Origin of the sequence: Azospirillum sp. A29 (assembly GCF_042604625.1) — a bacterium.
Classification (GTDB): Bacteria; Pseudomonadota; Alphaproteobacteria; order Azospirillales; family Azospirillaceae; genus Azospirillum; species Azospirillum palustre.
This window is the reverse complement of record NZ_CP170467.1, coordinates 846,602-867,220: the sequence shown is the minus strand read 5'-3', so window position 1 is coordinate 867,220 and position 20,619 is coordinate 846,602. Positions and strand designations below refer to the sequence as shown.

19 protein-coding genes and 1 pseudogene are annotated in these 20,619 nt (G+C 63.3%); 6 read left to right on the top strand and 14 right to left on the bottom strand.

Annotation, left to right across the window (positions count from 1 at the left end; genetic code table 11):
* Window positions 1-5: 5 nt before the first annotated feature.
* The 3 genes from ABNQ38_RS32140 to ABNQ38_RS32130 all read right to left on the bottom strand — a co-directional run bounded on the left by ABNQ38_RS32140 (window position 6) and on the right by ABNQ38_RS32130 (window position 3,656).
* Window positions 6-1,106, bottom strand: coding sequence for a LacI family DNA-binding transcriptional regulator (locus ABNQ38_RS32140; RefSeq protein ID WP_377810345.1), 1,101 nt, complete (start codon window positions 1,104-1,106; stop codon window positions 6-8).
* Window positions 1,107-1,231: 125 nt separating this feature from the next.
* Window positions 1,232-2,557 (bottom strand): NAD(P)/FAD-dependent oxidoreductase, encoded by a 1,326-nt coding sequence (locus ABNQ38_RS32135; RefSeq protein WP_377810344.1) that lies wholly within the window; start codon window positions 2,555-2,557, stop codon window positions 1,232-1,234.
* Between the two features lie 43 nt (window positions 2,558-2,600).
* Complete coding sequence (locus ABNQ38_RS32130; protein WP_377810343.1) at window positions 2,601-3,656, bottom strand: ABC transporter substrate-binding protein; 1,056 nt, start codon at window positions 3,654-3,656, stop codon at window positions 2,601-2,603.
* 160 nt (window positions 3,657-3,816) lie between these two features.
* On the opposite strand from ABNQ38_RS32130, the gene ABNQ38_RS32125 reads away from it, so the two are divergent.
* Window positions 3,817-4,653: a sugar phosphate isomerase/epimerase family protein gene (locus ABNQ38_RS32125; protein ID WP_377810342.1), complete on the top strand. Its 837-nt coding sequence runs from the start codon at window positions 3,817-3,819 to the stop codon at window positions 4,651-4,653.
* 31 nt (window positions 4,654-4,684) lie between these two features.
* Here ABNQ38_RS32125 and ABNQ38_RS32120 read toward each other — a convergent pair whose 3' ends face one another.
* The 11 genes and pseudogenes from ABNQ38_RS32120 to ABNQ38_RS32070 all read right to left on the bottom strand — a co-directional run bounded on the left by ABNQ38_RS32120 (window position 4,685) and on the right by ABNQ38_RS32070 (window position 16,157).
* The gene (locus tag ABNQ38_RS32120) at window positions 4,685-5,500 is read right to left on the bottom strand and encodes an ABC transporter permease (RefSeq protein ID WP_377810341.1); all 816 of its coding nucleotides are present in this window, start codon (window positions 5,498-5,500) and stop codon (window positions 4,685-4,687) included.
* Window positions 5,501-5,512: 12 nt separating this feature from the next.
* Window positions 5,513-6,373 carry an ABC transporter permease gene (locus ABNQ38_RS32115; RefSeq protein ID WP_377810340.1) on the bottom strand — a complete coding sequence of 287 codons (861 nt, stop codon included), beginning with the start codon at window positions 6,371-6,373 and terminating at the stop codon, window positions 5,513-5,515.
* On the bottom strand, window positions 6,370-7,458 hold the full coding sequence (locus tag ABNQ38_RS32110) for an ABC transporter ATP-binding protein (RefSeq protein ID WP_377810339.1): 1,089 nt from the start codon (window positions 7,456-7,458) through the stop codon (window positions 6,370-6,372). Before ABNQ38_RS32110 ends, ABNQ38_RS32115 begins: the two co-directional genes overlap by 4 nt.
* A 48-nt stretch (window positions 7,459-7,506) precedes the next feature.
* Window positions 7,507-8,340, bottom strand: coding sequence for a PfkB family carbohydrate kinase (locus ABNQ38_RS32105; protein WP_377810338.1), 834 nt, complete (start codon window positions 8,338-8,340; stop codon window positions 7,507-7,509).
* 3 nt (window positions 8,341-8,343) lie between these two features.
* Entirely contained in the window at window positions 8,344-9,387 is a 1,044-nt protein-coding gene (locus ABNQ38_RS32100; RefSeq protein WP_377810337.1) for an SIS domain-containing protein, read from the bottom strand.
* Between the two features lie 335 nt (window positions 9,388-9,722).
* A pseudogene (locus tag ABNQ38_RS32095) lies at window positions 9,723-9,851 on the bottom strand (IS3 family transposase); the annotation flags it as partial.
* A 32-nt stretch (window positions 9,852-9,883) separates the two neighbouring features.
* On the bottom strand, window positions 9,884-10,369 hold the full coding sequence (locus ABNQ38_RS32090; RefSeq protein ID WP_377810336.1) for a LysR substrate-binding domain-containing protein: 486 nt from the start codon (window positions 10,367-10,369) through the stop codon (window positions 9,884-9,886).
* Window positions 10,370-10,493: 124 nt separating this feature from the next.
* The gene (locus ABNQ38_RS32085) at window positions 10,494-11,849 is read right to left on the bottom strand and encodes a transposase (RefSeq protein ID WP_377810335.1); all 1,356 of its coding nucleotides are present in this window, start codon (window positions 11,847-11,849) and stop codon (window positions 10,494-10,496) included.
* A gap of 244 nt (window positions 11,850-12,093) precedes the next feature.
* Window positions 12,094-13,404, bottom strand: a complete 1,311-nt coding sequence (locus ABNQ38_RS32080; protein WP_377810334.1) for an HlyD family type I secretion periplasmic adaptor subunit — start codon at window positions 13,402-13,404, stop codon at window positions 12,094-12,096.
* On the bottom strand, window positions 13,401-15,173 hold the full coding sequence (locus ABNQ38_RS32075; protein ID WP_377810333.1) for a type I secretion system permease/ATPase: 1,773 nt from the start codon (window positions 15,171-15,173) through the stop codon (window positions 13,401-13,403). Before ABNQ38_RS32075 ends, ABNQ38_RS32080 begins: the two co-directional genes overlap by 4 nt.
* Window positions 15,174-15,494: 321 nt before the next feature.
* Window positions 15,495-16,157: a calcium-binding protein gene (locus tag ABNQ38_RS32070; protein ID WP_377810332.1), complete on the bottom strand. Its 663-nt coding sequence runs from the start codon at window positions 16,155-16,157 to the stop codon at window positions 15,495-15,497.
* 283 nt (window positions 16,158-16,440) lie between these two features.
* On the opposite strand from ABNQ38_RS32070, the gene ABNQ38_RS32065 reads away from it, so the two are divergent.
* The 5 genes from ABNQ38_RS32065 (at window position 16,441) to ABNQ38_RS32045 (ending at window position 20,599) form a co-directional block, all read left to right on the top strand.
* A complete protein-coding gene (locus ABNQ38_RS32065; protein ID WP_377810331.1) occupies window positions 16,441-17,577 on the top strand; it encodes a hypothetical protein in 1,137 nt (378 codons plus the stop codon).
* Between the two features lie 127 nt (window positions 17,578-17,704).
* A complete protein-coding gene (locus ABNQ38_RS32060) occupies window positions 17,705-18,418 on the top strand; it encodes an IS6 family transposase (protein ID WP_377810303.1) in 714 nt (237 codons plus the stop codon).
* 355 nt (window positions 18,419-18,773) lie between these two features.
* Window positions 18,774-19,205, top strand: coding sequence for a hypothetical protein (locus ABNQ38_RS32055; RefSeq protein ID WP_377810330.1), 432 nt, complete (start codon window positions 18,774-18,776; stop codon window positions 19,203-19,205).
* A 732-nt stretch (window positions 19,206-19,937) separates the two neighbouring features.
* On the top strand, window positions 19,938-20,186 hold the full coding sequence (locus tag ABNQ38_RS32050) for a type II toxin-antitoxin system Phd/YefM family antitoxin (protein WP_377810329.1): 249 nt from the start codon (window positions 19,938-19,940) through the stop codon (window positions 20,184-20,186).
* On the top strand, window positions 20,186-20,599 hold the full coding sequence (locus ABNQ38_RS32045) for a type II toxin-antitoxin system VapC family toxin (protein WP_377810328.1): 414 nt from the start codon (window positions 20,186-20,188) through the stop codon (window positions 20,597-20,599). The genes ABNQ38_RS32050 and ABNQ38_RS32045 overlap by 1 nt, the downstream gene beginning before the upstream one ends.
* The last annotated feature ends 20 nt before the right edge of the window (window positions 20,600-20,619 follow it).

Here is a 20,619-nt window from a genome sequence, read left to right as displayed (position 1 = left end):
CGCCTTCAGCGCGGTGCCATCGTCGACCCTCGCACCATCAGCTTCGTGTCGAGAAGGCGTTTGGCGGGCTCGACCCCAGGGGAGCGCAGGCGGCGAATGAGCATTTCGGCGGTCGCCTTGCCCATCTCGTAAACCGGTTGTGATAGGGCAGTGATGTTCGGTTCTACGAAGGTCATCCACTCCATGTCGTCATACGCCACGAACGACAGGTCTTCCGGTATGCGGATACCCATGCTGCGGCAGGCCTGATAGGCGCCGTGAGTCATAACGTTGTCCACCGTGAAGATCGCCGATGGTGGCGGATCGAGCCTCAGCGCCACCAGCGTCTGCTCCCGCGCCGTGGTGGGATCGTAGGACCCGGTGCCGCGGATCAGCGCCGTGTCGATCGGGACTCCCGCTGCCTCGTGCGCCTGGATGTACCCCAGCAGACGAGCGCCACTCGGCATCAGCATCTGGATATCCGGCTCCGTTGCGGAGCCGATCCAGTTCGGCCACTCCTTGTCGTGGGCGGTGCGAAGCTCCGCGATGATCGCGATCCGCCGGTGTCCCAGGCCGAGCAGGTGGCCGACCGCCGTCCGGCTGGCGCCCACGCTGTCGGTCAGGACCGCGTCGGCCGTCAATCCCGCGACATCGCGATCGAGCAGCACCACAGGCGTGCCGCTCTGTGCCGCCTCGATCAGGTGGCCGGTCTCGACCGGGCTCGCAGGTGACACGATGATGCCATCGACCTGCTTTTGCAGCAGCAGACCGACCGCCTCCCGTTCCAGAGCCACATCCTCGTCGCTGTTGGTCAGGATGGTGCCGAATCCCTCCTGCCGTGCGACGTCCCCGATTCCCCGCATGGCGCTTGCGAAGAACGGGTTGGCAATGTCGGCGCCGACGACGCCGATCGTGTTGGTGCGGCCGGTGATCATGCTGCGCGCCAGGCTGTTCGGCCGATACCCCAACGCTTCGGCGGCCTTGCGCACCCGCTCGCGGATTTCTTCCCGCACATAGCCATAGTCGCCGAGGGCACGCCCTGCCGTCGCGGCGGAGACGCCCGCCTCCCTGGCCACGTCGGCGATGGTGGCGCGGCGGCGCTCGGTGTTCGTCGGGGAGGATGCCATGCCTTGAGGTTCTTCGTTTCGGTATCGCTGGGAGGGCCCCATCCGGAGGGGATCGGGCGTCGCATGCTACTCGGCTTTCCCAACCGGGCAAAGCCGATCGCCAGGGCCGTTCGCGGATCGGGAGCCTAGAAGCCGACCTGCGGATCGGGACGGGAGCCGTCGGTGAACCGGGTGATCGAGAAGGGTGACACGTCCACCGCCGGATCGGTGTTGGTGGCGAGGTCCGCCAGCACATGCCCGGCGCCGGGGCCGAGCGTGAAGCCGTGGCCCGAGAAGCCGGTGCCGACATGGAATCCTGGGATGGCCGGAACGCTGGATATCACCGGGATCGCGTCCGGGGTGACGTCCAGCAGTCCGGCCCAACTCTGCTCGACCGGCACGGTTCCGAAGATCGGGAAGCGCTCGACAAGCCGTCGTCTTGTCTCGTCGATGAAGCGCTGATTTGGGTCAGGGTCGTTGACGCGGGTTCCCTCGTAAGCCGAGGCTGCACCCGGGGGACGGCGGCGCGCGTCACGCAGTTCGGTCATGAAACGGCTGGCAGTCGGCCGCAGCCGGCGCCAGGACATGCGCAGCATCGGCGTGAAGTCGCGCATGAACCGGAAGCTGGACGGCGTGATCGGGGCCAGCGTGTTGAAGGGATCGCCAATGGTGTAGCCGCCGTCCGCCCGGCGCCGGAACGAGTAGTGCTGCGTCACCGCCGCCGGCAACGGACCACCGGTCAGGGGAGCCGTCCTCATGACCGACGCCTGCACCGGCAGCTGCGACAGCCTGACGTCCAGGCTGTCGCAGAACAGCCGGCTCCAGGCTCCGCCCGCCAGCACGACCGCATCCGCCTTGATCCGGCCGCGTTCGGTCCACACGCCGGAAACGCGGCCGGCTTCGGTATCCAGCGCCCGCACAGCACAGTTGGTCAGGATGATGGCACCATTGCGTTGAGCGGCCCTGGCAATGGCGGGTGCCGCGCGTTGCGGCTCGGCAACGGCGTCGCCGTCGACGAACAGTCCGCCCTTGAACGGCCGGGTGGCGCCGGGGAATAGGGAGGCGACCTCGGCGCCGGAGAGAATGCGGGCGCCGAGGCCTTGGGGGACCGCCCTGCGGATCCAGGCCTCGGCCACCGCGATGGGGGCGTCGCTGTCGTAAAGCCTGGCGATACCGGTGGCGCGGTATCCGATGTCGGCTTCGACCATTGCCGTCATCCCGCTCCACAGGCGTGCCGACAGGACGCTGATGGGGATCTCCCGGTCGTCGCGTCCGCAGGTGATGATCCAGCCCCAGTTGCGGCTGGATTGCTCCCCGGCGATATGGCCCTTCTCGCACAGGACCACCGGGACACCCTTTCGGGCGAGGAAGAGTGCCGTGCTCGCCCCGACGATGCCGCCGCCGATCACCACGACCGCCGTTTCCGTCGGAAAATCGGCGGCGGCGGTCACCTCGTCCACGATCAAACCCATCAAGCGCTTCCTTTCAAGCTGGTCGACAGCAACGGCCGGTGCGTCAGCGCTGCATGAAGTTGTCCCAGCGCTCCAGCACGGCGGTGTTGTTCTGCGCCCACCAGACCTCGTCCAGCTTGATCTGGGTCTTCATGTTTTCCGGCGAGGTGTTGATCCGGGCGATCTGCTCCGGCGACAGGATCTTGGTGTCGAAGGCTTTCAGGTTTGACGGACCGTAATCGACGGTCAGCGGGAAATGGGCCTGCTGCTCGGGCGAGAAGAACATCGCCAGCGCCTTCATCGCCATGTCCTTGTGCGGCGCGCCCTTGGGAACGGCGAAGGCGTCGCCGGTCAGGATGCCCTGGTTGAAGGTGAAGCCGGCCTTTCCGCCGTCGCGCATCACACTGGAAGCCCGGCCATTCCAGATCTGGATGTAGTCGACCTCGCCATCCTTGAGCAGCTGCGCGGATTGGGCGCCCGAATCCCACCAGGCTTCGATCTGCGGCTTGATCTGCTCCAGCTTCTTGAATGCGCGGTCCACATCCAGCGGATAGAGCTTGTCGGGTGCCACGCCATCGGCCAGCAGCGCCATTTCCAGGTTGCCGCGCGGATATTTGAAGACGGAGCGCGCGCCGGGGAACGTCTTGGTATCGAAGAAGTCGGCCCAGCTCTTCATCGTCTTGCCGCCCGGCTGCCCGGTCTTGGTGTTCCAGGCGATGACGGTGCTGTAGTAGTAGGCGGGAATGCAGTAATCCATGTCCGACGGTGACTCGATGCCGTCGGTATTGACGATCTTCCGGTCGATCTTCTCCAGGATGCCTTCCTTGGCCGCCTGCTGGCACTCGTCCAGGCCAAGCTGTGCGATGTCCCAGGTGACGGCGCCGCTGCGGACCTGAAGCCGGATGTCACGCACGTTCTGGATGGTTTCCTCCTTGAACGTCACGCCCAATGCCTTGGCGGTGGGTTCGAAGAAGGCGGCGCGCTCGGCGTCGGCGATGATGCCGCCGCCGGTGGCAACCGTCAGCTGCTGTGCGCTGGCGCCGCCAAGCGGGGCCGCCGCCATCAGGAAGCCGGACAGGAGCCCCGGCAGCGCAATGGTAGTCAGGAATTTCGCCGTCATGATTGTCCTCTTCTCCCAGAAACGTGAGCCTTGTTTTATAGTGAGATCGTTCTCATAGTGTGTGAGAACGTTCTTACCCCGCTGCGCTCCTGTCAAGACAGATCCTGCGCAGGAGTCGAAAGAGCAGAGCGGGTGGGTTCGATCCAGACAGGAGAAACCATTGACCAAGCTCAGCCCAAACCAGCTTTGCGGCACCAATTTCAGCTACTACCGCTTCTCGTTCGACCGCTTCCTGGACGACATGGTGGCGCTCGATCTCCAAACCGTGGAGATCTGGGGGGTGGCGCCTCACCTGCACGTCGATCACGTGACCTCGGCGGATCTCAAGCGGATCAAAGGCCAATTGAGGGAGCGTGGCCTCAGGCTTGCCTGCTTCACGCCGGAGCAGATCCTCTACCCGATCAACATCGCATCATCCGAGGATTGGCTGCGGGACCGCAGCATCGCCTTCTTCCGCCGCGCGGCCGAGATCGCGTCGGAGCTTGAATGCCCGCACCTGTTCCTGACGTCGGGTGCCGGATATCAGGACCATCCGCGCGAACCGGCATGGCGGCGTTCGGCCGATGCCTTGGGTGAGATCGCCGATCATGCGGCCTCTCTGGGTGTCACCGGAGTGCTGGAAGCCCTTCAGCCGCGGGAGTCCAACCTCGTCCTGTCGGTGGCGGACCTGATCCGGATGCGCTCCGACGCCGGCACGCCGAACCTCAAGATCGCCCTCGACACCGTCGCCATGGCGGTGGCCGGGGAGAGCGTGACCGACTACACGGCGGCGTTCGGCGACGACATCCGTCACGTCCACTTCATCGACGGCAATCCCGCCGGCCACATGGCCTGGGGCGACGGCAACCTGCCGATGGAGACCTATCTGAAGGATCTGGCGGCAGCGGGCTACGGCGGCTGCCTGTCGTTCGAGTTCTCGGCCTCGCGCTACGCGCTCGACCCGCTGACGCCGGTCCGCCAGTGCGTGGAGCGCATCCGCGCGGCGCTGGCGGCGTGATGCCGGGCTGATGCTTGGAGGCGGCGGTCCTTCAGGGCCGCCGCCCGTCCTTGTTGGACCCGGCGGCCACCATGAAGATGAAGACGCCGACGATGCTCATGATGATCAGGATCGAGGACACCGCCGCGATCGTCGGATCCAGCTGATCGCGCAGCGACAGGAACATCTTCTTTGTCAGCAGCGTGTTGTCGCCGCCGGCGATGAACAGCGAAATCACCACTTCGTCCAGCGAGGTGATGAAGGCGAACAGCGCGCCGGCCAGAACCGACAGCTTGATCCGCGGCAGCGTTATGCCCAGGAACGCCCGGATCGGGTGGGCGCCCAGGCTCTGCGCGGCGATTTCAAGGTTATGGTCGAATGTCTTCAGCCCGGACAGGGTCGTCACCACCACGAAGGGTAGGGCAAGGGCCGTGTGGGCCATGACGATGCCCGGCAGTGAATTGACCAGTCCGAGCCGGATGTAGAGGAAGAAGACACCGATGCCCAGGATGATGACCGGGACGACCTGAGGCAGCAGGAAGACCCCCTTCAATATCTGCGCGGTCGTGATCCGGCTCCGCGACAAGGCCGCCGCGGCCGCCACGCCCAGGGGCGTCGCCAGAAGCGTCGTCAGGCCCGAGACGATCAGCGAGGTGCGGGTGGCGTGCAGCCACTCCGACGAGCCGAAGAAGGTCTCGTACCAGCGAAGCGACCACTCCCGCGGCGGAAACTCCAGGTAGTTCGATGCCGAGAAGCTCATCGGCACAACCACCAGCACAGGGGCCAGCAGGAAGAACAGGACGATCACCAGCAGCGCGTGAAGCCAGAGGCGCCGCCATGGCGACAGGTAGGCGTTCGTGGAATCCATCTCTCGTCCTCCTCAGTCGGTGCCGCGCCCGCCGAGCAGGCGGCTCGCGAACAGCATCAGGCCGACGATCACGACCAGCACGACGGCCAGCGCGCTCGCGGCGCCCCAGTCGGCGTAGACGATGACGTTCTGCTGGATCTTGATCGACAGGGTCGTGACGTTGCCGCCACCCAGAAGCTGCGGGGTCACGTAGAAGCCGAGGCAGAGCACGAAGGTCAGCAGGGCTCCGGCGATCAGGCCCTGCTTCGACAGTGGCAGGAACACGTCGAAGAAGGCCCGCGTCGGCGTGGCGCCCAGGCTGTAGGCCGCCCGCGTCAGGTTGCCGTCGATCGACCGCATCGACGCATAGAGCGGAAAGATGAAGAAGGGCAGCATGATGTGGACCATGCCGATCGTCGTTCCGAAGAAGCTGTTGGACATCCGCAACGGCCGCTCGATCAGCCCGGCGTCCAGCAGCCAGCCGTTGAGAATGCCGTTCCGTTGCAGGATCACCATCCAGGCGTAGGTCCGGACCAGCAGCGAGGTCCAGAACGGAATGGCGACGCAGGCCAGCGCCAACGCCGACAGGCGTGGCGGAAGGAGCGTTATTGCGTAGGTCGCGGGATAGCCGACCAGCACCGTTATCGCCGTTACCAGCCCGGCCAGCTGGAAGGTCGTCAGGAAGATCGCCGCATAGCTGGAATTGTCGATCATGCGCTGGTAATGCGCCAGCGACGGCACCCCATCGACCGAGAATGACAGGATGCCCAGCCAGATCGCCGGGACGATCACCAGCGCCACGATCATCAGGCCCGGCAGCACCATCAGCGCCAGTTCGGCCTTGCTCCGGGTCTCCAGCGCGGACAGCAGGCGGGCGTTCAGTGGGAGGCTCATCGCGCGTGTTCTCCGGCTGAGGCCCCGCTGACCACCCAGGCGTCCTCTTCGTGGATCGCCATGCGGAACCGGCTGCCGATATCGGGAAGGCCGCGCATGGTGTTCTGGCGTGTCCCCCGCTGCAGCTTCAGGCGCGTGCCGTCGGCCAATTTGGCGTGAACGACCACCAGATCGCCCTGGAACAGGACCTCCTCCGCCACCCCGTCGAAATGGATCAGGTCCGGCTGGCGATCGGCCGACGAGACGATCTCGATCTTCTCCGGCCGCAGCAGCAGCAGGGGATCGGCCTTGCCGGTGACATGTGCCGCCCGGAACCCGTCGGAGATTGCGAGATCGACGCCACCCTCCCTGGCCGTCAGCGGCACGAAGGCGCTGTCGCCGATGAAGTCGGCGACGAAGCGGTTGATCGGCCTATCGTAGATGTCGCGCGGCGACGCGATCTGGTGGATGCGGCCCGCCTTCAGCACCGCCACCCGGTCGGACATGGTCAGCGCCTCCTTCTGGTCGTGGGTGACATAGACGATCGTGCGGCCGAGCGTTTCGTGAAGGCGCTTCAGCTCGACCTGCATTTCCTCGCGCAGCCGCTTGTCGAGGGCGGAGAGCGGTTCGTCCATCAGGATGATGTTGGGCTCGAACACGATGGCGCGGGCGACCGCCACCCGCTGCCGCTGTCCGCCGGAAAGCTGGTCGATGCGCCGGTCGGCGTATTGGTCCATCCGGACCGCCATCAGCGCCCGCCTCGCCCTGTCATCCCGCTCGCCACGCCCGACGCCGCGCAGCTTGAGGGGATAGGCGACGTTTTCCCCCACGCTCATATGAGGGAAAAGCGCGTAGTTCTGGAACACCATGCCGATGTTCCGCTTGTGGGGCGCCAGGGTCACGATCTCCCGGTCGTCCACCCTGATGCTGCCGGAATTCGGGCGCACGAAGCCGGCGATCGTCATCAGGAGCGTGGTCTTACCCGAACCGGAGGGTCCCAGCAGCGTCAGGAACTCGGCAGCCTTGATCGAGACGGAGATGTCGTCGAGAACGCTCAGCGAACCGTAATTCTTTCTCAGTCCCGCGATTTCTATCGATGAAGCCATGGTCTCCCTCGCACCTTTGCCGCTGGGGTCTTCGCCAATCCCTGGATGTCAGCCCGTCGTCACCGTGACGGGAAGTGGCGCCATCGGTGCCTCGTGCCCGAACGCGCCGAACCGTGTGCAGACCTCGCCGGCAGCGGCGGCCGCGCGATGCGCCGCCTCGGGCAGCGATGCACCGGCGCCCAGAGCCACGACGAACGTCGCGGTATAGGCATCGCCTGCACCCAGGCTGTCCGTCACCGTCACCGGCACCGCCGGCTCATGGTGAACCGCCTCGCCCACTGCCACTGTCGATCCTGCGGCCCCCCGCGTCACGATCACGGTTTCGGGCCCCCGGGCCTGGGCCCAGCGGATCAGCGCCAGTACCCCGGCATCGTCCAGGCCGGAGCCTGAGAAGGTTGCGATCCGGATATGGGGCAGCAAGGGTTCGGCGTATTCCGCCGGCTTGGACCCGAAGTCGAAGGACAGCCGGGCCGCCGCCGACAGATCGGCCAATTGTCCCTCGACCTGACCATAGTCGCCGGTATGGACGAAATCATAGGTCGCGACATGATCCAGCTCCGCCTGGTCGAGCCGCAGCCGGTAGGGCGGCGGCGTCGAGCCGATGAAGTACCGGTTGCCGTCCTGGTCGATGCCGATCTGCGAGAAGGCGTTGAAGCTCTCGTTGACCCGCAGGCGGGAGATCTCGACCTTCTCGGCCACCAGCGCGTTCCGCACCAATGTTCCGGACAGGTCGTCGCCGATGATCCCGATGTAACCGGCCTCGGCGCCCGCCCGTCTTGCGAACACCGCGACGTTCAAGGCGTTGCCTCCGGGGAACATCAGGTCGAGGTGAAGGTAACGGTCAACGACGTTGTCGCCGACACCACAGAGCCGGACCGCCATGGCTCAATACTCGACCTTGTGCATGTACCGTCGCTCGTCCAGCGAATGACCGGTCGCCGCTTCCCGGTGGTCTGCCAGGCGGGTGCCCAGCACGCCCAGCGCAATGGCGGAAACCTCCCCGCGCAGATGCTCCGGAACACCGTCAAGCGGGAGATCGCGGCTATCGATGACGAACACGTGCGTGCCATGACGCCCCGCGAACCTGATGACGCGCTCCGTCAGCGGGCGCGTCGCGTCCTCGCCCTGGAACACGATCAGCGAGGCGTTGTCGGTCAGCATCTCGAACGGCCCGTGCAGATAGTCGCCGGCGTCGATGTTGCTCGCGTTCATCCACTGCATTTCCATGAAATAGCAGAGCGACAGCGAAAAGGCGGCACCCATGTTGGGACCGGACGACACCACATAGGTCGGCCGCTCGGCGCTGAGCTGCCGGGCGATCCCGGCGAGCTTGGGGTCGGCCTGTTCCTGTGCCGTGAGCAGGGCGGCCGGCAGCGCTTCGAGCGCCGTCCGGATGGCGGGGTCCACCGCTTCGCCGGTTTCCTCCAGCAGCGCCTGCCCCAGCTGGGCCAGCAGGATCTGCTTCGACGAGGTCACCGTCCGCTCGCTGCCATAGCTCAGCGAATAATGCGAGGCGTTGACCAGGGGATTGTCGTCGTCGCGGCTGACCGCAACCAGACGGGCGCCCCGTTCGCGGGCGAATTTGGCGGCGGCCACGGTTTCCGGCGTGCCGCCGGAATGCGAAGATGCCACGACCAGCATCTTCGGTCCCAGGCGGGCCGGCGGCAGGGACTGGAACTCCGCCGCGTTGATGTTGCGGATCGTCAGTCTGGTCGAACGCGCCTCCAGAAAAGTGGCGGCATGGATCGACGAGGAATAGGACCCGCCGCACCCGACGAACACGATGTCGGTGACGCCGTCCCGGATGGCGTCGCGTGCGATCCGCTGCGCAATTGCCTGCTTTTCCAATACGCCCCGCAGCGTCGGCACGAAATCGGGTTCGATCGGGCGCAACGGCAGGCCCGTGTTGAGGGTCTTTTCAGACGACACGACGCACTCCACAAAACTTGGATGAATTTCAACGAGAGCAGGGGCCTAGCCCTGAGAACGCTCTCAATATGAGAACGCTCTCATGCGGCGCCGCTGGAGTCAATGCGAATTTTCTTCGAGATGCTTGATCTTGGTGGCGGAGGTCTCGGCCGGCAGCACCCCGCTGCAACACGCTGCTTCACTGAGGGCAGCGCGATAAGCGTCAGCTGAACAACGCCGCCATTATCGACCAAAGATGGCGACGGCCGCGCGGATGCTGATCCCGCCATCCTTGGTTAGCCGGAAACGTCCCGCCCAGCGGATGGTCGCGCAACACCAGAAGCCGTAGGATGTCACTTGCCCTGGTCACGCTCGGCCTGCCGGACCCAGGTCCGCAGCGGCTCGGGATTGCAGCCGATCCTCGCCGCGACCGGGTTGATCGCCGCCCACTGCGAGGCATGCTCGCCTTTGAGTTCGAACATCATCCGAACCGCGCGCTCGCGGACTTCAACCCCAGTCAGTCACGGCGTTCCGGCACCTCGCGATCATGGAATTCCCAGAACTCCTGGACGAAGCGGTCGACGATGGCCGACGCACCCTGGTTCGGTGGGCGGATCACCAGGAAACTCGCGTCGATGTAGACGCTGAAGGGGCGGGTGACAATGCCGCGCCCTTCGAACTCCCAAGCGGCGGTCGGGTCGATGATGGCGATGCCCGCTCCCTCGCTGACCAGCATCAACGCCGTATGGGAGAGCCGAGCTTCCAACGTGGGCAGGCGTGAGATTCCGGCAAGGGCCACATCGACCCTCGACGCGAAGATGGTTCCCGGCTCCAGGGAGATCATCCGTTGCCGGTCGAGGTCGGCCGGATGGATCAGCGCCTTCTGTGCCAGCGGGTGGTTCGCTGGAATCGCGACGACAGCGGCAAAGGGACCGTTTTCGTCGTCGCTGATAGGGATGACCATGCGCGGCGGAGCTAACGTTTTCGTCGCATAGGCTCCCAACCGCTCGTTCTACTCACGTTCTCACATCCCGGACGATCTGATCATTCGACTTTGCGCATTTTGGGATCGCCGTCTCGGTTAGGAGGCGGTTCACAAGTCCAGTAGCGGTGCGGGGTGACGGGGATTACGGCGCGTAGCAGGCGACGTCGACGAGCCGTCGGAGGAGCGGTGGCGGTGCTCTGAGCATGTCGCCTTCAGCGGGCGACATGGCGGCCTGTTCGAACCACAGGTGCTGGCGCAAACGGGCCAAGGTATCGGCGAATGTAGGCGCTGGTTTTGGATACCAGATGGCGCGCCGGGGCGATAGAGCGAGGCGGCCGGCATTCTGATGGACGTACAGCGTGATCAACGAGTAAAGCCCGAACAGTAGCGGGGCGGTGCGGAACACCGCCGGGTCCGCCCACTGTCGCTGAGTTTCTATGCCGAGATGAGCCCGGCTCTCTTCGTAGGTCGTCTCCATCGCCCAACGGCGGTTGAACCATTCCAACACCGTACGTGGCGGCACCGATAGGTCGGTGCACAGAAAGGCTTCTGGATCGCGCCGGCTATCGGGATAGCGCACCATCACCCAGAGGATCGGCACGATCGGCTTGCCCTGGTGGTGCCACAGCGCCGTGCCAGAGACATAGTCGATCCAGCCGCTGGAGCGCCACCGGGTTCGGCCTGGTTGGGCGGCCCGGCGCCAGACGGTAGCCTTGTCGGTCAGACGGGCCCGCAAGCTGGGTTGGCGGGCGCCCTTCACCACCTGTCGCAAGGTCAAGGGCGGGTCTGGTGGCGAATCGAACAGGCGCGCATCCAAGCGCAGCCGAGTGATCGCGACCATGTGCGAGCTGACGGCGTCGAGCAGGGTCAGCGCGGCGAATTCGCCATCCATGACGGCAACCAGCAGCCGGTCCGGCAGCCAGCGATGCAGGCGCAGCAGGATGGCCCGGGCCCAGGTGGTGGTCGGCCGATAGTGCCGGCCCTGCGTCTCACACCAAGAGCGGCTTGGCACCAATGCGCTCAGCACCGGCAGTCCCCAGATGCGGCCGGCGAAGGGAACCTCGACCAGCAGCATGGCGGTCATCCAGCGCAATCCACGGCTGGTGACCGTCTGCTCCGTCGAGGACCGGACGGAGTCGAAGCAATGGCTTGCTGGGCGAACATGGGCTCCCCGGCGCCGTTCAAGAGTATGGTCGACACCGATGACGATCGGGCCGTCTGGGACGAAGGCGCTGACCAGGGCGTTCAGCAGGGTGCGTGCGAGTTTCAGCCCCGACCAGCGGTTCCGGTTGAGCACGCGGTGAAAGGCGGCGAAGTCGGGATCGTCCGCCAAGCCGAGGGTGCGCAGCAGGTTGGCCACGGTGCGGGGACCAACCGCCAGCACCGCACCGACCGCGAGCGCCGCCACCGTAGAGCGGGTGCGCCCCGAAAACGCATCCAAATAGGGCCACAGCCAAGCCACGAAGGTTTGGGGAAGAGAGACGGCTGGGCGTGGCATGGGGCACCTGCGGTGTCGTCGGAGGTTGACCAGCCAACAACCTTTCGCCGACGGTATTGCGACGCCCGCGCAGGACAGGACAAGCGTCCCAAAATGCGCAAAGTCGAATGCGCAAATTGTCCGGGATGTGAGAACACGGCATGAGCGCAAGCTTGCTTGCGTGTAATCATCCGATTCCATAGCGACAAAAATGGCGCTGAGAGAAGCGGAGAGCGCATAGCGGTGGCCAGCCTCCTGCTGCTCCCTACTCCTCGCGGAAAGCTTTCCGGAAGCCATCTTCAATGGGTTGCACGAGGTAGTGCAGCAGGGTGCGGTCACCGGTGACGATCAGGGTTTCCACCGGCATCCCCGGCAGCAGATGGATCTCCGGGAGACGATCGAGCTGGCCGGCATCGACGGAGACGCGGGCCTGATAATAGGGCTGTCCGGTCCGCTCATCCGTCACCGCATCGGCGGAGACGCGGAACACCGTGCCGTCCAGCTGTGGTGTCGTGCGGCTCTTGAACGCGCTCAGCATCACCTTTGCAGGCAAGCCGGAATGGACCACGTCGATGTCCGTCAGGCTGACACGGGCTTCGACCACCAGACGGTCGTCCAGAGGCACCAAGTCCAGCACCGTCTCCCCCGGCGCCACCACCGCCCCAGCTGCGAAGCGGCGCAAGGCCATCACCGTGCCGGCTTCCGGTGCCAGCAGGTCGCGCCGTTCCAGGCGGATACGGGCGGCCGACAGCTTTTCCTCCGTTTCAGCACGGCGGATCTGCACGTCGCGCAAATCCGCCGCCACTTCGCTCTGCCGGTCGTCGCGCAGAGTGAGGACCTCCTGTTCGGCCTGGGCGATACCCTCGCGTGCCTGGGCGATGCGGTTCGCGAGGTCGCCCTGTCCGCCTTCCAGCTCGACCGCCTGCCGCATCAGGGCGAGCAGGCGCGGCTTGCGCTCCAGTCCCTTGTTGACCATGTCGGCGACGGCGTCGGTCTCTTCCCGGATCAAGGCCAACTGCTTGAGGCCGGCCTTGCGCTGTTCCTCCACCCCGGCGATTTGCGCCTCCAGTTGTGCGATGCGCTGCCGGGTCATCAGGATGCGCCCATCCAGGCTGGCTTTGCGGCTGGCGAATATGCGTTCCTGTCCGGCGACAGTCTCCGCCACCGCCGGATCGTCGGCGCCAAGGCGTTGCGCCAGGGGCGGGATCGGCGGGAGGGACAGGGCACCGTCGCGTTCGGCCAGCAGGCGGGCCTCCTGAGCCAGCAGGGAGCAGAGTTGCCCATCCAGCAGCGTCACGGTGGACCGGGCCTCCAGATCATCAAAGCGGATCAGGGGTTGTCCGGCGGTGACCCGGTCGCCGTCCCGCACCAGGATCGCCGCGATGATGCCACCGTCCAGATGTTGTACGGCCTTGCGGTTGCTGTCGGCGATGATCGTTCCGGAAGCGACCGCGGCGCTGGCAAGCGGCGTGAGGGCTGCCCAGGCACAGAAGCCGCCGAAGCCCGCCAACGCGAGCACCAGCCCCGTGACGACAAGGTGCCTGACCGGCGGACGCGCCAATCGATCATTCGTCATTCCGGTTCCACACTGTGCAGTTTCGGCATCGGTGCCGCAAGAGGTCCGGAACGATCGCTCGCGCCTTTGGCCGGTGTCGGCTGAGCCGCCACCGGCTGCATCGTCCGGCGCTTCAAGGCCTCTAGAACCTCGGCGCGCAGGCCGAAGGCCTCGACCCGGCCGTCGCGCAGGGACAGGATGCGGTCGACCTGGGCCAGCGTGCCGGGACGGTGGCCGATGACGATCACGCAGGCCCCGCGCTCCTTCAGGGCGGCGATGGCGCGGTTCAGTGCCTGCTCGCCCTCAGCGTCCAGGCTGGCGTTCGGCTCATCCAACACCACGAGCTTCGGAGCACCGTACAGCGCACGGGCGAGCGCCACCCGTTGGCGCTGGCCGCCGGACAGGAAGGCGCCGCCGTCGCCGACCTGGGTGTCGTATCCCTGCGGCAGGCGCAGGATCATGGCGTGGCAGTCGGCCAGGGTCGCGGCCTCCACCACCGCCCGCGGATCGGGTTCGCCCATCCGGGCGATGTTTTCGGCCACGCTGCCGGCGAACAGCTCCACATCCTGCGGCAGATAGCCGATGTGCCGGCCGACGTCGTCGCGCCGCCATTGGAACAGGTCCGCCCCGTCGAGCCGCACCACCCCGGCAAGCGGCGGGTGCAATCCGACCAGCAGGCGCGCAAGCGTGGATTTGCCAGCGGCCGACGGTCCGATGACCGCAAGGGCTTCTCCCGGCCGGGCATCGAAGGAGATATTGTGCAGCACGGTTCGTCCCGGCGCCGTGCCGTCCTGTTCTCCTCCGCCGATCCGGAAAGCGACGTTGCGCACGCTGAGCTGCCCGGCCGGCTCTGGCAAGGGCAATCCGGGCACGCGGCGCCGCGGTCGCCCGAATGCGGCGGACAGGCGGCGCCAGGCTTCCCGCCCTGCGCTGACCTGCCGCCAGCCGCCGATTGCCTGCTCGACCGGGGACAGGGCGCGCCCGACCACCAGCGAGGAGGCCATCATGGAACCGGCGCCCATCTCGTGGCGCACCACCAGCCAGGCCCCGGTGCCGAGCAGGGCCACCTGCACGAGCTGGCGCACGAATTTGGTGATGTTGAGCAATACCGCCCCGCGGCGATGAGCGCGGTCCTGCGCATCCAGGGCATGGCTGTGGTCGCGGCCCCAGCGGCTGGCGAGACCGGGCAGCAGATGCATGGCATCCACCACCTCGGCATTGCGCAAGGTGGCCTCGGCGGTGGCGACCGCACGGTTGCTGGCGGCGGTGGCCTCGCGCAGGCAGGCCCGGGTGATCCGGTCGTTGACCAGAGCCAGAACGAACAGCAGCAGGGCTGAGGCCACCGCCAGATGACCCAGCACCGGGTGGAGCGCATAGATCAGCGCGAGGTAGACCGGAACCCACGGAACATCGAACAGGAAAGCGGCGCCGTTGCCGAGGACGCTGTGCAGCGTGCCGAGATCCCTCAGCATGGCTGTCCCTTCCCGCCGTCCGAGCAACGCCCCCTCGACCATCCGTTCCAAGATCGGCGGGGCGAGTCGGCGTTCCAGCCAGTCGCCAAGCGTGCCCAGCAGCCGGGACCGTACGAAATCGAGCGCGCTCAGCAGGGCGAGCGCGCCGGCGGTGATCAGCGACAGAAACAACAGCGTCGGTAGGCTGCCGGAGGGCAGGACACGGTCGTAGATCTGCATCATGTAGAGCGACGAGGTCAGCATCAGGACGTTGATCAGCAGGCTGAATCCCGTTGCCCACATCAAGGGAGCGCGACAACGGCGCAGGAGATCGCCCACGCCTTCTTCCGCGCTCGTTAACATATCAGAGCGGCATTCGACGTTGGCCGCATGCCCCGGCGGCTCCTTTGTACCCGCAATAACCACAATGGGATTCGCCTTCCTGTCAGTTATAAACCATTTTTACTTACAGTCTTATAATTTCTTTAGGAGATTGGGGAGGATTTATTATTTTATAAACAACTTTATTTATAAATTCTGCTATGAATTCTCTCCTCTAGCGCGCCATCGAAGGCCGACGAAGCCAGGGCTGAGCAAGCCACATTCCACACTTGGAAATATGGCCTCCAGACGGCCTTCGATGGTAAATATGCGATACTTTTACGCAGTTACATTTGAAACGTTTATCCAGTCGCTGAACCAGTAATTGGTTCCATTAACGTTTAGGTATTCGATACGTCCCGCGCCAAAAGCGCTTCCATTATAGAAATTCTGCACCTCGACCAGTTCATCGAGATTCCCGTCCAAGGCGTCAGTATCCGTATAGACAATAATATGATTTGAGCTATGGCCTATGACAGATGCGGACTTGATCGTGAGCTGCGTGATGTTTGAAACGCCGTCAATTCGCAGGGTGTCATACTCACCTTGGGAATCGTAAATCACGTCCCGTCCATCAGAATTGAAGGTGAAGCCATAAAAATCATTCAACTGCCCGCCATAAAGAACGTCATTGCCAGCCTGCCCATACAAGACGTCATTACCACCATCACCATTATAGTCTCCATACAAAATGTCGTTACCGGCACCACCGTAAAGGGTGTCGTTATTATACTCTCCAACGAGAGTATCGTTTCCATTACCGCCGCTCAGCAAATCGTCGTTCGTCCAGCCCCATATCAGATCATCGCCGTCATCACCATAAAGGCTGTCGTTTCCTGCATCTCCGTCGATGGTGTCGTTCCCACCATTTCCATAGATGGCGTCCGCAGAAGTAGTTCCGAAAAGACTATGAGCATCGTTGTCATCGAAAATTGTAGTCATGATACCTTCTCCAATGTTCACCAGAAACAACTAGCGAATCTCAAAAATCAAAAAGACTGTCAATATAAATGTATGAATAACCTTCAAAATCACAGACCATTCATAGGTATGTATGTCATATTCAAATATGCAATAACTTTAACTTCGGATGCTAATTATTAGAAATCTAATCAAATCAACGAGCCAAATTCAATTTTTATTAATATTTCTCGACTAGCTTTCAATGATCGGCATCGCGCGTTCATTCGCTTGAGCAGGGCGCCTGCCTCACAAGGAGGTTGGGATGAACATCTTTTCAGCAACCACCAAGGCCGCTCACTCGGCGGTCACGGCGACGTGGAAACCGGTCTCCAGCGGAGGCGGTCCTGGGAACGACGGCGCTGCGATGCTGGGCGCGCTAAAACAAACTCAGACCGATCAGGTCTCGGTCAGCAAGCTTGGCCAAGCCTTGACGGGGGTTGCTGCCGATGCCTTCAGCCATTTGAACGGCAAGGCAAAGGGATTCCTGGAGAACCTTGTCAATTCCGGCAAGATCAGCGCGGACGAGGTGGCGTTGGGGCTACGTTCGGCTGCCAGTGAAGCGACCTTCAACCGGTATGTTGCCGAGCGTCCCCAGGATGAGGAGGACAAGCGGCGGCTTGCCGCGTCGAACGCAGCCTCCGACCGGATGCAGACCTATCTGGGCGGGCTTGAAACCGCACGCGTCGCTTTCGGCGCGGCTCGGGACCAGCTGCACGAACAGCAGGCTGCTGGTATGCTGTCCGAGACTGGAATGCAGGAGCAATTGGCTCCCCTGCAGGCTGGCTTCGACGCCGCCGCCCAGGAAATCGATTCCCAGTACGGCAAAGCGGAGCGCGACGTTGATTTGGCTAGTCTGGGTGATAACGGCGGTTTCGCGAAAAATGTGAACGGATTTAATGCCGCCATGGGCATCGGCACGGACAAGGATGGCTTCATCAGCCCGACCTCTTCGGAGGGGAAGGCGGTGGGCGCCAAGCTATTCCAACTCGGCTTCGGTCCGGAGATGTTCGGTTCGGCCTTTGACGACTTCGCCGCGACGGTGGATGTGCCGGGCATCGGCCGCAAATCTTCTTCGACGGCTTCGCAAGCAGCGCCATCCGCTCCGACCGAGTCTGCCACCCCCGTAAGCATCGCCCCAACGGGTGCCGCTGATTCGGCATCCTCGGTGGCCTCCCCACCATCGGTGGGGCTCAAGCCGACCAACGCCGATCCGGGCAAGGCGAAAGCTGCTCTCTCGATGCTGCAAGATGCCCTGGAGAGTAATGGTGCTGGAAAGAAAGCTGGGGGCATCCTGGTCGCCACTACTGACGAAGAGGCGGATGCCGGCATCGCATCGTTGATGGAAACGTTGAAGGCTGGAGGACCGTCGTCCTCTCCATCCGTCAAAATCGACAGCTGAGGGACATTGGCGGTCGAAGCGGAGGCCAAGGATTGAGGTGATGTGGTGGAGGTTCCGTTGCAAAGTTTGACGGTGGGCGGAGATCGGGTAAAACCCGGCCGCTTTCGGCGGCTGGGGTGACACGGTGATGCGCAGCGGGAAGAGCCCGTTCAAGGGCCGACAATTCACGGCGGAGGTGATCCTGTGGGCGGTGCGCTGGTATCTGCAATTTCCGATCAGCTACCGTGACCTCGAACGCATGCTGGCCGATCGCGGCGTGGCAGTCGATCACACCACGCTTTACCGCTGGATCCAGGCCTACACGCCTGAACTGGACAAGCGCATCCGCCCGCACCTGCGGATGACCACCGGCTCCTGGCGGGTGGACGAGACCTACATGAAGGTGAAGGGGCGATGGATGTACCTGTACCGCGCCGTCGATGCGCACGGGCAGACCATCGACTTCCTGCTCAGCGCCAAGCGCGATGCGGCCGCCGCCCGGCGCTTCTTCCGCAAGGCGCTGAAGCAGGCGCACACGGTGAACCCGCGCACCCTCACCGTGGACAAGAACGCTGCCTACCCGAGCGCGACCAAGACGATGAAGCAGGCCGGCGAGCTGTGGCGTTTCGCCAAGCTGCGCCAGGTTAAGTACCTCAATAATATTGTTGAACAGGATCACCGACGGATCAAACGGCTGGTCCGGCCGGGGCTCGGGTTCCAGGGCTTCCACACCGCGCGCCGGACGCTCGCCGGCTACGAGATGATGGCGATGGTGCGCAAAGGGCAGGTTGCCGCCATGCCTGCCAACGACATGCCCGCCCAGGCGACCTTCATCGCCAACCTGTTCGGAGCGGCCGCCTGACGGTGTCGATACCGCGGCTCACCGCACCCGCCATCAAACTTTGCAACGGAACCGACATCTCAGCGTCGGCGCGGCGGTCGACCAGGCTGGGCCAGCCGCTTCGCCATGCCCCATTGCCCCAGCGCGAACGCCGCTGCCGGATCAAGAGCCTCCAGAGGCCCGCCATCTGCCGGGCGGCGACTATCGGGTGTTTCAGGATCCTGCACGGGTGATAGCCGGCGGTCCATTCGCGAAAGGGGTGCTAGGCGGCATAATAGTATATGACGCGCACCGCATGTGAGGGGTTGCACAACTCCTTAATGAGTTATAAAGCCAAAATTCGCATATTTCCTCAAGTTCAAACGAGGAGGTGGCAATGCCGAAAATTACGCATGGAAAATCGGATCGGGCGCTTCGAAAAACAACTATGGATGAGCGAGACCGGCGGGAGGATAAAAGGCCCACGCATGGCCGCGACACCAGAGCAAAAGAGAGGTATGATAAAGAGAATGAGCGTGATAGTGAAAAGGACCGTCGTGAATTATATTCTCCCAATCGTGAACAATCGTTCTCAAAATATGGCCCTGCTTACGTAGAAGTGAAAGGTAAAAAAGAGAAAATTTTTATGGTTAGAGATAAAAAAGTGGTGCCTAAATTCGATCTCGCCTTCAGAACAGATTTTTGGAAGCCGTCCGCTGATCACGGCCATATTTGTGGAATTTGCAAGAAACATATACCCGGAGACACTCCGAATGATCATAAGAACAGGGGAATAGATCACAAAAAAATTGGCTTGCCTATATATTAGGGAAGGTTAGTCCAGTCGAGTGCTGCTATGGCGGCTATCATTGGGAGGTATGGATTGAACGCAAAATATACAAGTACTACTGCGATATGACTAACTTACAACCATCACATAAGTCTTGCAATAGCAGAAAAAACGGACCAAAAACGTTTGACGCTTTTCAATCAAGAAAACTTAATCCATTAGACAAATGCAATGGTAATTGCGATAATCCAAAAGGTAGTGATTAAATATTTTTGTATCGACATTAACAATCTGGATGCCAACGACAGAGTGGAGGACGGGTTCAGTTCTTCTCTTACATTTGAAAGATGTGGGATGATCCGCGTTAGTTGATGCGGACCAAGTTTGGTCAGCCTGATCCGGATCGACGTCGGCGCCACTGCAGGATGACCGGCCGGGGTTGGCGTCGATGTCGCCCAACTGCAGGACCTGTGCGACGCGGCGGCCGACCGGCCGGGCCGATGCAAGGAGCCGATCGCTGCCGGCCCCGCCGGCGTAGGACCGCCTCGCATACGGCGGCGCGCCGCATGACCCGGCGGTACCGGCCAGTTGGTCCATGCACCCCAGTCATGGCCCCGCAGATCGAAACCCGACACGAGCGGCGCTGGCCAGGGTACGATCATCCAGTAAACGCCACTTTGTAGGATTGTGCCTACATATGGATTTGCAGTTCTCATTTTTATGTAGTATTGTAGCATTATCGTAATGGCTGGAGTGCATAGCATGGGCCGAATGATGTCCAGCAGAGATTTCAACCAGAACCCCAGCGAAGCTAAGCGTGCCGCCGAAGATGGCCCGGTGATCGTCACCGATCGCGGCGAACCGGCCTACGTGCTTCTGCGTTACGACACCTATCAGCGCTTGTCGGGCGAACAGGGGGGCTCCATCGTCGAGCTGCTGCGCCAGGACGATGCTGGAGCCGATTTCGACTTCGAGCCGCTGCGGATCGGTGACATCGCCCGGCCAGCGGTTCTGGACTGATGTTCCTACTCGACACCAACGCCATTTCCGAACTGCGGCGGCCGGCGCGGGCCAACCCCGGCCTGATCGCCTGGGCGGGCGGCAAACCGCCGGCCGACCTGTTCATCTCCGTCATCACCCTATTCGAGATTGAGCTAGGTGCCGGACAGGTCGGCCGTAGGGACGCCGCGCAAGGGGCGGTACTGCGTAAATGGATCGACACCCAGGTGATACCAGCCTTCAGAGGCCGTATCCTGCCGGTGGATGCCGAGGTGGCGCAGCGCTGTGCGACACTGCACCTCCCCGACCCTCGGCCACAGGGCGACAGCCTGATCGCGGCCACCGCTCTGGTTCATCGCTTGACCGTCGTGACTCGCAACGTGCGTGATTTCGAGCCGATGGGTGTTCCGTTGCTCAACCCCTGGAGCAGCTGACAGCCACTCGCCTTCCAAGC

Coding starts and splice junctions, on each gene's coding strand:
- ABNQ38_RS32080 (WP_377810334.1), bottom strand. CDS start 13,404: ATGACGAATGATCGATTGGCGCGTCCGCCGGTCAGGCACCTTGTCGTC.
- ABNQ38_RS32055 (WP_377810330.1), top strand. CDS start 18,774: ATGCCGAAAATTACGCATGGAAAATCGGATCGGGCGCTTCGAAAAACA.
- ABNQ38_RS32085 (WP_377810335.1), bottom strand. CDS start 11,849: ATGCCACGCCCAGCCGTCTCTCTTCCCCAAACCTTCGTGGCTTGGCTG.
- ABNQ38_RS32135 (WP_377810344.1), bottom strand. CDS start 2,557: ATGGGTTTGATCGTGGACGAGGTGACCGCCGCCGCCGATTTTCCGACG.
- ABNQ38_RS32050 (WP_377810329.1), top strand. CDS start 19,938: ATGATGTCCAGCAGAGATTTCAACCAGAACCCCAGCGAAGCTAAGCGT.
- ABNQ38_RS32120 (WP_377810341.1), bottom strand. CDS start 5,500: ATGGATTCCACGAACGCCTACCTGTCGCCATGGCGGCGCCTCTGGCTT.
- ABNQ38_RS32140 (WP_377810345.1), bottom strand. CDS start 1,106: ATGGCATCCTCCCCGACGAACACCGAGCGCCGCCGCGCCACCATCGCC.
- ABNQ38_RS32110 (WP_377810339.1), bottom strand. CDS start 7,458: ATGGCTTCATCGATAGAAATCGCGGGACTGAGAAAGAATTACGGTTCG.
- ABNQ38_RS32130 (WP_377810343.1), bottom strand. CDS start 3,656: ATGACGGCGAAATTCCTGACTACCATTGCGCTGCCGGGGCTCCTGTCC.
- ABNQ38_RS32060 (WP_377810303.1), top strand. CDS start 17,705: ATGCGCAGCGGGAAGAGCCCGTTCAAGGGCCGACAATTCACGGCGGAG.
- ABNQ38_RS32115 (WP_377810340.1), bottom strand. CDS start 6,373: ATGAGCCTCCCACTGAACGCCCGCCTGCTGTCCGCGCTGGAGACCCGG.
- ABNQ38_RS32065 (WP_377810331.1), top strand. CDS start 16,441: ATGAACATCTTTTCAGCAACCACCAAGGCCGCTCACTCGGCGGTCACG.
- ABNQ38_RS32105 (WP_377810338.1), bottom strand. CDS start 8,340: ATGGCGGTCCGGCTCTGTGGTGTCGGCGACAACGTCGTTGACCGTTAC.
- ABNQ38_RS32045 (WP_377810328.1), top strand. CDS start 20,186: ATGTTCCTACTCGACACCAACGCCATTTCCGAACTGCGGCGGCCGGCG.
- ABNQ38_RS32070 (WP_377810332.1), bottom strand. CDS start 16,157: ATGACTACAATTTTCGATGACAACGATGCTCATAGTCTTTTCGGAACT.